11 protein-coding genes are annotated in these 10825 nt (G+C 70.1%); 4 read left to right on the top strand and 7 right to left on the bottom strand.

Features of this window, described 5'->3' with window-relative positions; genetic code table 11:
- Nucleotides 1-343: 343 nt before the first annotated feature.
- Together ACOJUJ_RS03415 and ACOJUJ_RS03410 are read right to left on the bottom strand one after the other, a co-directional pair.
- Entirely contained in the window at nucleotides 344-1726 is a 1383-nt protein-coding gene (locus ACOJUJ_RS03415) for a hemolysin family protein (protein WP_420125441.1), read from the bottom strand.
- A gap of 126 nt (nucleotides 1727-1852) precedes the next feature.
- Complete coding sequence (locus ACOJUJ_RS03410; RefSeq protein WP_420125440.1) at nucleotides 1853-2149, bottom strand: hypothetical protein; 297 nt, start codon at nucleotides 2147-2149, stop codon at nucleotides 1853-1855.
- A gap of 208 nt (nucleotides 2150-2357) precedes the next feature.
- On the opposite strand from ACOJUJ_RS03410, the gene ACOJUJ_RS03405 reads away from it, so the two are divergent.
- From ACOJUJ_RS03405 to ACOJUJ_RS03390, 4 genes are all read left to right on the top strand, one after another.
- The gene (locus tag ACOJUJ_RS03405; protein ID WP_420125439.1) at nucleotides 2358-3188 is read left to right on the top strand and encodes an alpha/beta fold hydrolase; all 831 of its coding nucleotides are present in this window, start codon (nucleotides 2358-2360) and stop codon (nucleotides 3186-3188) included.
- Nucleotides 3185-4012 (top strand): alpha/beta fold hydrolase, encoded by an 828-nt coding sequence (locus ACOJUJ_RS03400; protein ID WP_420125438.1) that lies wholly within the window; start codon nucleotides 3185-3187, stop codon nucleotides 4010-4012. Before ACOJUJ_RS03405 ends, ACOJUJ_RS03400 begins: the two co-directional genes overlap by 4 nt.
- Before the next feature lie 146 nt (nucleotides 4013-4158).
- Complete coding sequence (locus ACOJUJ_RS03395; protein ID WP_420125437.1) at nucleotides 4159-4410, top strand: DUF4160 domain-containing protein; 252 nt, start codon at nucleotides 4159-4161, stop codon at nucleotides 4408-4410.
- Nucleotides 4407-4841, top strand: coding sequence for a DUF2442 domain-containing protein (locus ACOJUJ_RS03390; protein ID WP_420125436.1), 435 nt, complete (start codon nucleotides 4407-4409; stop codon nucleotides 4839-4841). The genes ACOJUJ_RS03395 and ACOJUJ_RS03390 overlap by 4 nt, the downstream gene beginning before the upstream one ends.
- Nucleotides 4842-5004: 163 nt before the next feature.
- On the opposite strand, the gene ACOJUJ_RS03385 is transcribed toward ACOJUJ_RS03390, so the two are convergent.
- The 5 genes from ACOJUJ_RS03385 to ACOJUJ_RS03365 form a co-directional block, all read right to left on the bottom strand.
- The gene (locus tag ACOJUJ_RS03385) at nucleotides 5005-5970 is read right to left on the bottom strand and encodes an anti-sigma factor (protein WP_420125435.1); all 966 of its coding nucleotides are present in this window, start codon (nucleotides 5968-5970) and stop codon (nucleotides 5005-5007) included.
- Entirely contained in the window at nucleotides 5967-6593 is a 627-nt protein-coding gene (locus tag ACOJUJ_RS03380; protein ID WP_420125434.1) for a sigma-70 family RNA polymerase sigma factor, read from the bottom strand. Before ACOJUJ_RS03380 ends, ACOJUJ_RS03385 begins: the two co-directional genes overlap by 4 nt.
- Nucleotides 6594-7385: 792 nt before the next feature.
- Complete coding sequence (locus ACOJUJ_RS03375; protein ID WP_420125433.1) at nucleotides 7386-8240, bottom strand: ferritin-like domain-containing protein; 855 nt, start codon at nucleotides 8238-8240, stop codon at nucleotides 7386-7388.
- Between the two features lie 14 nt (nucleotides 8241-8254).
- A complete protein-coding gene (locus ACOJUJ_RS03370; RefSeq protein ID WP_420125432.1) occupies nucleotides 8255-9043 on the bottom strand; it encodes a ferritin-like domain-containing protein in 789 nt (262 codons plus the stop codon).
- Between the two features lie 142 nt (nucleotides 9044-9185).
- Nucleotides 9186-10451, bottom strand: coding sequence for a hypothetical protein (locus ACOJUJ_RS03365; protein ID WP_420125431.1), 1266 nt, complete (start codon nucleotides 10449-10451; stop codon nucleotides 9186-9188).
- Nucleotides 10452-10825 lie beyond the last annotated feature (374 nt).

Below are 10825 nucleotides of genomic sequence, written 5' to 3'. Positions count from 1 at the left end.
AACGACGGAGCTCCGCCCGCATCCACGATGCAAATGAATTCGCCGCTGGAAGATCGCAAAGTCCGCCTGCGCGGACTGTCCGTCACGGGCGGAGTGCCACGCCACCGCCAGGGGTCCCGCGGTGCGGCGGTTGAAGCCTTGTTCGCAGAGCGCGTCAGCGCGAGACAGGGCTTGCCGCTGTCCCAGCGGCGGCTTTAGCCGCTCAGGCGGGAAGCGGATGAATCACCGGACAGACGGCGCCCCCCCGCCGTTGCCGGCTGTCCCCTGTAACCAGTCCCCAGTCCCCCGCCGTTCCTTCCGCGCACGAACCACGCTCCGAGCCACGAAGCCACGCCACCCAAACCTACTCCGCCGCCCCCGCCTCCTGCTCGGCCACCGCGGGACTCGTCAGCCGCAGCAGGCTCACCCGGCGCTCCTCCGTCTGCTCCACGCGCAGCTCCATCTCCCCCCCAAAGCCCCGCACCGCCACGGCGTCGCCCATCTCCGGCACGCGTCCCAGCGTGCCGAACACGAACCCGCCCACGGTGTCGAACTCCTCCTCGGGAATGCGCAGGCCAAAGCGCTCGTTCACCTCGCTGATGAGCACGCCCGCGTCGATCAGCACGTCGCCCTCGGGGGTGGACGAGAACTCCGGCTCCACCTCGTCGAACTCGTCGTTGATCTCGCCGACGATCTCCTCCAGCAGGTCCTCCAGCGTCACCAGCCCGTACGTGCCGCCGAACTCGTCCAGCACGATGGCCAGGTGCACGGCCTGCCGCCGCAGCTCGCTCAGCAGCTCGTCCACCGGCTTGGTGTCGGGGACGAAGTAGACGGGGCGCAGCAGGGCGCGCACGTCGAACGCTCCGTCGGCCACCCCGCCGCGCTCGTGCAGCACGCGCAGCAGGTCCTTGGTCAGCAGCACGCCCAGCACGGAATCGATCGTGCCCTCGTAGACGGGGAGCCGCGAGTGGCCTTCCACCGTGGCCACCTCCAGCAGCCTGGCCAGGGAGACGTCCACGGGCACGGCCACCATCTCCGTACGCGGCGTCATCACCTCGCGCACCACCGTCTCGCTGATCTCGAACACGCCGCGCAGCATCTCGCGCTCGTCGTCCTCCATGTCCGTTCCGCCGCCCGTCTCGTTGGGCTGCGTGACGAGCAGGCGCAGCTCCTCGGGCGTCTGGATGAGCGGATGAAAGCCGGTGGACTGCACGCCGAACAGCCGCACCACGCCGCGCACGACGAAGTTGAGCGGCCAGGTGAGCGGCGTGAGGATCCAGGTAAGCGCGCGCAGCGGCGGCACGGCCAGGTGCGCCGTGATCCACTCGGCGCGGTGCACGGCCACCAGCTTGGGCACCTGCTGGCCCAGCGTGGCGTGCAGCAGCGACACGGCGAAGAGGGCGATGAAGATGGCCACGGACAGGCCGGAGCCCAGCCCCAGGCCAAACAGGCGCACGGGCCCGTTGCCGATGACGGGCACCAGGTACGCGCGGGCCATCAGCACCGACTGCCAGCCAAGCGCAACGGAGGCCAGCGAGCGCGCCACCTGGGCGGCGAACACCAGCTCCTCCAGCCGGTCCAGCGCGGGCAGCACGCGCGCGGCGTGCTGGTCGCCCCGGCGAACGGACTGCTCGATGCGGATGCGGCGAACGGCGATGAGGGCGAACTCCGCGGCGACCAGAAAGGCGTTTGCCGCGACGAGGCCCACGATGGTGAGCAGGGAGAAACTGCCGGGGTCGGGATCCATGGATTGCAGTCGATAGTACCGCGTCCGGGGAGCACTCCGGAACTGCGGACCGGGCCCGCGGCGGGCGGTACCGGGAGGCGGACCTTCGGACTACTCCGCCTCCCCCGCGCCACCGCGAAAAGCCCGTCAGGCCGCGGCGGTTTCCTGCTGCGCCACGGGCTCCGACGCGGACGCCGCGTCGGTGTTGGCGATCACCGGGCTGCAGAAGCGCATGCCGATGTTCGCCAGCTCCTTCAATTCCCGCTCGGTAAGCGCGGTGTGGCGCTCGCCCAGGAACTGGATCGTATCCTTCATCCACTCCTCCTGCTGGTCGCGCGTCGCCTGCATTACGCCGCAGCGGTGGATGTGGCCGAACAGCTCATTGCGCGCCTCGTCCATCGCGGTCGGGCGGCTGCTCTTGTTGCGGTCTCTGTTTCGGCTCAAAGGGCCTCCATTTCGGGTAGAACCGACCCTCCGCGGAGGGCTCGGGAGATGTGTTGTACTGTCCGAAAAACGCGATAACATAGCAGCTTTCCGGGCCCCGCGAAACGGGGGCCCGGAACACCGCCGGTCCGGGGATTGCTCGTGTGCCGCCCAGCCGGCGGCGCGGCCCCGGCCACGCGTGAGCACTGATACCCCGAACTCCAGAAACGTGCCCCTGCCCAGCCTCTCCGGTCTGATCGGCGCCGTGCCCGGCCGCCACGTGCGGTGGCGGGACCTGGAGCTGCGCACGCACCAGGCCGACTTTGGCGCCTACCGCATTCACTGGGCGGAGACGGGCACGGGCGAGGACGCGGTGGCGCTGGTGCACGGTCTGTCCGGTTCTTCGCGGTGGTGGGCGCGCAACATCCGCGGGCTGTCGGCGCGCTATCGCGTGCTGGTGCCCGACGTGGTGGGCTTCGGGCGCAGCCGCATGGCGGCGTCGCGGCTGCCGGACGTGCCCGGGCTGGCGGCGGTGCTGGGCGAGTGGCTGAGCTTTGCGGCCGACGGGCCGGCGCACCTGGTGGGACACTCCATGGGCGGCCAGCTGGCCATTCACGTGGCCGCGCGCTCCGGCGAGAACGTCAAGCGGCTGGTGCTGGTGGACGCGGCCGGGCTGCCGCGGCCGCTCACGCCGCGCATGGTGACGCGCTTTGCGTACGAGATGGCGCCGCCGCGGCAGTGGGGCGATCCCACGTTTCTTCCGGTGATGCTGGGGGACGCGATCTCCGCCGGTCCGTGGAACGTGATGCGCGCCCTGCGCCACATCCTGCGCGACGACGTGCGCCCGATCCTTCCCGACATCCGCCAGCCCACGCTGCTTCTGTGGGGCGAGCGCGACAGCATCATCCCCCCTCCACACGGCGAAGAGATGCGGCGGCTGATCCCCGGTTCGCGGCTGCTGGTCCTGCGCGGCACCTACCACAACCCCATGGTGGACGCCCCCCAGGCGTTCAACGAGGCGGTGCTTGCGTTCCTGGCGGGCGAAGAGGTGGGCGAGTGAGGGCGGATGGCAAGCGCCTGGGCCGCGCCGCCGCCGAGTGGGCGGTTACGCACCGGGTGCGCGCGGGCGGCTGGAACCTGCGCTACCGCCAGGCCGGCGACGGGCCGCCGCTGGTGCTGGTGCACGGGCTGGGGTGCTCGGCGGACTACTGGGTCAAGAACGGGCCCTGGCTGGCGGCGGCGGGGTACCGCGTCCTCGCGCCCGACCTTCCGGGATTCGGGCGAACGGACGGGCCTTCGTGGCTGTCCATCATCCAGCAGGCGTACGCCGTCTCGCTCTTTTCCGACGTGCTGGGGCTGGGGCGCGCGACGTACCTGGGCCACTCGCTCTCCTGCCAGACGGTGCTGGAGCTGGCCGCCACGGAGCCGGACCGCGCGGCGGGGATCATCCTGGCCGCGCCCACGGGAGACCGGCGCAAAAAGCGGCTGCTGCGCGAGGCCGTCGGCTTTCTGCGCGACATCCCCCGTGAGCCGCCGTCGCTGGTGCCGCTGATCATGGACGCCTACGTGCGCGCCGGGCCCGTCCGCTGGGGGCGCACCTGGCTGGCCGGCAAGCGCCACGACGCGTTCGACGCCGCGGCGCGGGTCCGCGCGCCGGCGATGGTGATGGTAGGCGAGCGGGACCCGGTGGTCAGCGTGCACTTTGCCCGCGCCATGACCTACGCCCTGCGGGGCGCCCGCCTGCGCATCATCGAAGGCGCCGCCCACGCGCTCATCTACGACGAGCCGCAGGGCTTCAACGACACCGTGCTGGATTTTCTCGCCATCCTGCACCGCCCCGCCGCCGCGCTCCCCATACCGCGCGCCGTATCCGCCATCACGTAGGGGCTGGACAGATCGGCCCGCATCCCACATAATAGTCGCGGCGTGTAAACTCCGCGAACTTTTAAGCGCGTCCGGGCCCCCGCGGCACAGCGAGGGCAGGCCTCGTGCTGCGCTCTTGATCCTAACCCACCAGCTAGGTATTATATATGCCGACGGTTCTGCGGGTAGCGGATTTCGCGTTCTCTTTCTACTCCAATGAGCATGAACCTGCCCACGTGCACGCCACGAACGGGGACGGCACCGCGGTGATCGAGATCCAGACGGGCAGGATCATGCAGGAGTTGGGTCAGATCCGCAAAAAAGACGTGCGCCGCGCCGTTGTGCTTGTGGCGGAGCACAAGGACCAGCTACAGAGCGCGTGGACGGATTTCGCGTTTCGTCGAGGAGCCAGGAAATGAACGACAAGGAATTCGAAAAGCAGTACCGCGCCGCCAAAAAGCTGAGCGAGCACCTGGACAAGACCGAGCCGCGCGCCGTCCATGCCGAGTACGATGCGGAGCGGGGAGTCGTGATGGTTCAGCTCCGCTCCGGCTGCTGGTTCGGCTTTCCGCCCGAGATGGAGCCGATGCTGAGGGGCGCCACGCCGGAGCAGCTGGCCGAAGTCGAGGTTGTGTTCGGCTACGGGCTGCACTGGGAGGAGCTGGATGCGGACATCACCGTTCCCGGGCTGATCTTCGATTACCTGGACGCGCCGGCGTGGTGGGCGCGGTGGATCGCCAGCCGGACGAGCGCTAAAAAGGCCGCCGCGTCGCGCGAGAACGGCAAAAAGGGCGGGCGCCCACGCAAGGCATCCACCCCCAAGCCGCCCTCCTCGGAGAAGGCCGCGTAATCGTACTACGAAATCCGGAAAAGCAACATCGGAAGGTACAGAGGGACGGAGAACAGCCAGAGGAACAGAGGTGATCCGCATTCACTCCTCTGTTCCTCTGGCTGTTGTCTGTTCCTCTGTACCCTGACCTCTGTTTTCCCGTCGACCGCGCTGAAAACCGCCGCTACTCCTCCGCCTCCGCGGCGGCGCCGGCGACGATGATGGCGCCCGAGGGCTGGGGAAGGCCGCCCGCGGGCTCTTCCGTCACGGCGACGGCGGCGAGGGCGTCCGACGGCAGCGCGTAGGTGGCCTGCACCACGGCGTTGCCGCCCTGGTCGGGGCGAAAGGTGCCCGCGGGGATCCTGCGATCGTCCGTGGTCACCAGCCACAGCTGGTACTCCCGGCCCTCGCGCACGGCGGGAAGGTTGTGCGCAAAGAAGGTCCAGCGGTGGGTGGCCACGTCCCAGAACATCCGCCCGCCGGGCGCCGCCGGCCGCGCCGCCGCCAGTTCGATCACGCGCGACGCGGGGGCGGTGACCGCCGCCAGCGTGGCCTCGCGCTGGGCGACGCGGCGCTCCAGCTCACCGCGCTCGCGCGCCGCCACAAGGTAGCGCTCCTCCGCCGTCGCCAGGCGGCCGCGAAGCGAGGCCGCGTACCATCCCACGCCCACCAGCAATACCAGCGACGCCGCCGCGGCCAGCCACGGCAGGATCGGCGCGCGCTGCCGCGTAGGAGCGGTGGTGATGGGGATGACGTCCGGCTCCCTGCGCACGGGCATCACCGGCGGTGCGGGCACGACAGCCGGTGGGACGGGCACGGGCGGCGCGCCGACCAGCGTCACATCCTGGTCGGCGCCCGCGGTGTGGACGGAAGGCGCGGGGGCAACCTGCGTCACCGACTGGCGGTCCTGGGCGGCGCGGGCCAGCAGGCGCGCGCGGACGCGGTCGGAGCGCGCGGGCTCCATGGGCCGGACGGGCGCGGAAAACGCCATCAGCGCCGCCGCCGCGCGAAGGGATTGGAGTTCCGCGCCGCACGACGCGCAGCCGGCCAGGTGCGCGAGCAACCGCTCGCGCTCCTCGCCGTGCAGGGCGTCCACCGCTTCCGCGGCCAGTGCGTCGTAGAACTCTTCGTGCATCGGTTCGGTGGTCATGCGCTGTCCTCGCGAAGGACGGACAGCGCCTCTCTCAGCTTCTGCAGCCCCAGCCGGCACCGCGTCTTGATGGTGCCCAGCGGCTGGCCGGTGGCTTCGGCGATCTCGGACTGGCTCATCCCCCGGAAGTACGCCAGCTCCAGCGTTTCGCGCTGGTCGGCGGGGAGCTTTTCCATGGCGGTGTGGACGATCTGCCGGGTTTCGGCGATCTCGGCGGCGGCCAGGGGTGTGGGCTGTTCGGGGAGCAGGGAGCCGGCGGAGTCGGCGTTCTCCAGCGGCTCGGCGGCGGCGGCGCGCCTGTGGCCGGCCAGCCGCACCCGGTCCAGCGCGCGGCTGCGGGCGATGACGACGAGCCAGGTGGATACGCCGCCCCGCGTGCCCTCGTAGCGCCCGGCCTGCCGCCACGCCTGAAGAAAGGTTTCCTCCACCAGCTCTTCCGCATCGTCCAGGTCGCCGGTAATGCGGGCGACCACGGAGTGCACCAGCGGCGACCAGCGGTCGTACAGCGCGCCCAGCGCGGACTCGTCGCCGGCGGCCATGCGGCCCAGCAGCGCGGCGTCGGCATCGGGCGTAGGCACGGCGCCGGTGGCGTGTCCCTGCAGGGAGTACGGGTCTACAGGCAAGGGGGGATTCATCGTCCGATAGTTTGCCGCGACTCCATCCACCGCGCAAGCAGGAGCCTTCCCGAAATCGCCACTCGCCATTTTACTTCCTCGATGGTTTTTCGACCCGGTGTCCGTCTGGAACAACAGAGAAAACGGCCGCACGCAGAGCCAGCAGTGTCAACGGAGCAGAGACTCCGCTGGCTCCGCCGCCCATCCCTGATCGCGGCGTGGGGACATGCTTCTCCAGATCGCGCATCAGGGGGTGCGATCGGCTTGCTCCCCCGCGCTCCGGAAGCCCCTCCGCCGATCCGCATCCCTCCGAAAAAACGCGGATGGCCCCCTGCCGCATTCCACCTCTCTCCCAACCCGACGCCTCACGCGGGCTCGTGCCTCGTCGACAGCCCTCCGCCTCACCACCCCTCGGACTTCCGGCCGCAGGTCAGAGGAAACGGCACGAACAAACTCCGTTAACTCCGTTGACTCCGTGTGAGGCCTGTCGTTTTCGCTCTTTCGGACCGGGAGAACCCGGAGGAAACGGTACGTAAAACTCTGCTAACTCTGGTAACTCTGCGTGAGGCCATTCTTTGTGCGGGACCGGCAGAAAAGCCGGCAGAAACGCGAGGCGCGGCGGAGCACGATGCCCCGCCGCGCTCTGCGCGAAAGACTTCGATGCGGCCCCCGACGGGAACCGGCGCCTTCAACCGTGCCCGTCCGGGACTCAATCGGCCGGGGTTGATGAGTCGGTGTTCTGGGCGCCAGCCCCGCCGCGCGGTCCTTCCCCGTGCTGGGGGAAGGAGCCGCGCGCCGTCGTCAGCCTTCCGTGCCGTCGCCGTCCACGTCGCCCACGATGAAGGGGTCGACGATCATCAGCACCTGCTCACGCGTAAGCGGCTCGTCGAACGACTCCGACGCCTGGTTGGCGCCGATCGTGGCTCCCGTGCCGACGCTGGGAAGGGTGGAGATGTTGATCCCCGCCTGGGTGATGTTCTCTTCGCCGTCGTACACGGGCTGCGTGGCCGCCGGCATCCCCGTGCCGCGCAGGTTCAGGGTGATCCACCCCTGCTGCGGCTCCTGGTCGGTGAAGTTGCCGCGCAGGCGGCGCACCTCGGAGGCGTGGCGCGCCTCGACCGAGTGGATGGTGAGCGCGGCGCGCAGCACCGGCTTGGACACCAGCAGCGCCGGCGCCTGGCCCTTGTACGCCCGCACGCCGGTGTCCTCGAACGCCTGCGACAGCGCCTTGAACTGCTCGTAGTCGGTGAACGGGGCAAAGGCGCCGCCCGCCGTGAAGTCGAACGTGGGCTTGGCCACCGCGGCCGAACCCAGCGCGTTGCGCAGGAACTGCACGTGCGCAACCTCGTGGTCGCGGATGGTGGTGAAGATCTGCCGGTCCGACGCCGGGATCAGCCCCGCCGCGTTGACGCCCATCACGTAGAACTCGGCCTCCAGCTCCTCGAGCGTGAGGGCAAAGTTCAGCACGTCCACTACCGCCTGCGGCAGGCCCGTCTGCGCAAAGGCGTTGCGGGCCATGCCGGCCAGCGCCAGCGGCACAGACGCAAACGCCAGCCCGGTGGCCCAGCGTCCGGCGCCGCGCAGCGCGTCGCGGCGCGAGGCCATGGTCTCCAGCACCTCGGGGTCCAGGCCGCCGAGAATCGATTCGTTGTTCATGGTTCTCGGCTCCTTCAGCTGATGGTCGGAACGTTGGTCGCCGTCACCGCGTTGCGGATGAACGGGGCGGCGATGGCCAGCACCTGCTGCGGCGTAAACGCGTCGTCGAACGCCTGCGGGGCAAACGCGCCGGTGCGCGGGGCCAGCAGGTCGCGGATGGCGGCCGCGTGGCGCGCCTCGACCGACACGATCTTGCCCGCCACCGTGAGCAGCGTCTGCCCCGCGGTGTCGTTGGTGAACAGCGGCCCGGCCCCGTTGTACGCCGCCACGCCCAGGTCCTCGAACGCGCGCGCCGTCACCAGCACGCTGTCGCGGCTGGCGAAGTTCACCGCGTCGAAGTTGGGGGTAAGGTTGGGGATGAGCGTGCCGCCCAGCACGGGGATGGCGCGCGCGAAGAACTCGCGGTGCGCGATCTCGTGGTCGCGCAGGTCCGCCAGGACGCGGCGCTCGTTCTCGGAAAAGGCGGTGGTGAAGGCCGCGTTGGCCACCACCTGCGTGTAGAACGCGGCTTCCAGCTGCTCCAGCGCGTACGCGTAGTTCAGGATCCCGAAGTTGTTGGCGAAGTTCAGCGTGACCGCGGGAAAGGTGACCGGCGGCGGGTTGACCGTCACCGTATCGGTTTCGATCTCGGTCACCACCTCGGTAATGCTGCGCACGTCGGTGTCGTCGCTGCAGGCGGCCATGGCGACGGCGCCCAGCACGCCCGCGCCCGACCACTTGAGGAAGTCGCGGCGCCCCGCCGGCTGCTGCAGCCGCTCAAGGGTGCCCAGCTCTCCCCCGCCCGGCTCGTTCTCTCGTGACATGTACTCGTCCTCCGTGATGGATTGGATCTGAGGCGGTGCGCGCCCGCGCCACCGCCCTACCCTTCAGCTGCGCCGGCCGCCGCGGCGGACCGGCCTGGTGCCCGGGCGCCGGGGAACGGATCCCCCGGCGCCCCGCTCCGGCTCAGTCGCCGCGCACCCCGCCCGCCTTGACCTCCAGCTGGTACGGCTGGAACTCGCACCCCGGACGGACCGGGATGTACAGCACCTCCGGCGTGCCCTGCGCACCCGCCTCGGAGAACACCGTGACGCCCATGTAGTCGGCCGAGCGCGTCACCTCGTTTACGCCCAGCACCCGCGGCAGCCCGTAGCGCACGTAGCGGCGCCCGTTCACCGTGATCGGCTCGTTGTTGATGTACCACGTGGCGCCCGCGGCGTACCCGGTCGTGGCCGGGATCGGCTGCCCGTTGACCGTGGTGTCGCCGTTCTGCGTGTTGTACATCGCCGTCACCTCGCGCAGCATCCCGTTCTCCACCACGCACACCCGGATCTCGCGCATCGGGTTCACCGGCGGCGGGGGCGGCGGCGGCGCGATCGGCTGCGGCGTCACCTGCGGGGGCGGCGGCGGCGGCGGCGGCGCGACCGGCATCGCCAGCTGGTTGCCGAACATCGCCTTGAGGCCCAGCACCAGCCGGCCCGTCACCGCCGTGGCGTCGTCCGCGACGCGCACGGTCGATCCCGTGGGGGCGCGGATCGGCCCGACCCAGAAGTCGTCCACGTGCACCGGCGAGTCGTAGACGTGCGCCGCCGCCTCGCCAAACAGCGTAAGCGGGCCCAGCGGGAAGAAATCCATTCCCGCGCCCGCCGTCCCCTGCCCCACCGTGGCCTGGTCCGGCTCGAACGACAGGCATCCGCCCATCCCCAGGATGGTGCCCTCGCACAGCGGCCGGTCCTCGCCCGCCAGGTCCACCGTCAGGGCTCCGCCGCCGGCGAAGAAGTAGACGGAGGAAAGCCAGCGCGACACGTCACGCGTCACGAACGGCCGAAAGGTGAGGCTCAGGTCGTACAGCCAGGTGTTCATCACGTACTGCTCGGTCTCGCCCGCCCCCTCGAACTCGAACGGGCTCTGGTCGCTGGGCAGCCGCATGGGGACGTACGCGCCGTGCAGCCGCAGGCCGATGGCCGGCGTGAGCCACAGGTTGGCCAGCGCGCCAAACGCCGGCCCGTAGCCCGGGGCGTACCCCTGGCTGTCGTCGTTCTCCGTGGGTGTGGCGGTGCCGTTCAGCGTGACGGTGCGGCTCTCGTACCAGTTGCTGGTGATCGATCCGCCCGCGTACACCCCCAGGTCGAACCGGCTTGCCCGCCGGTCCATGTCCTGTGCCTGTGCCTGGGTCGCCACCACCGCGCCGCACGCGATCAGGGGGACCAGGCGTGGTAGCATCCTTGTCATCTGCTCTCTTTCATCACCAGGTGGATGGACCGGCTCGGCGTGCGTGCGCGCGAGCCACGGGATGCCGCCGCATCTCTCACGTTCGCAAAATCTTTGGCCGGTGTTTGCACAATCCGTAGTGCGTACCTACGGGCGTACGGCTTCCGGTGGATCTCACCGATGCCGCACCCGGCCTCATCTGTCCCTGCGTTCACCTCACCCAGAAGCGGGTCGCCGCGCAACGCGGACGCCCGCCGGAGGAGTGGCCGGATGGGCCAGCGCATTTCGGGAGCCATCGTGCCGCCGTAGCAGTTGCAGAACTTCCCTGTTTCTGTCACCGCCGTGCCGATCGTGTGAGGGCACGTCGATTTCGCCCTCGTGCGAGCGCAGGAAAA

The sequence above is a fragment of the Longimicrobium sp. genome, assembly GCF_048594345.1.
Taxonomy (GTDB): domain Bacteria; phylum Gemmatimonadota; class Gemmatimonadetes; order Longimicrobiales; family Longimicrobiaceae; genus Longimicrobium.
The sequence above is the reverse complement of the archived record's forward strand: the minus strand, read 5'-3'. Positions and strand labels throughout refer to the sequence as shown.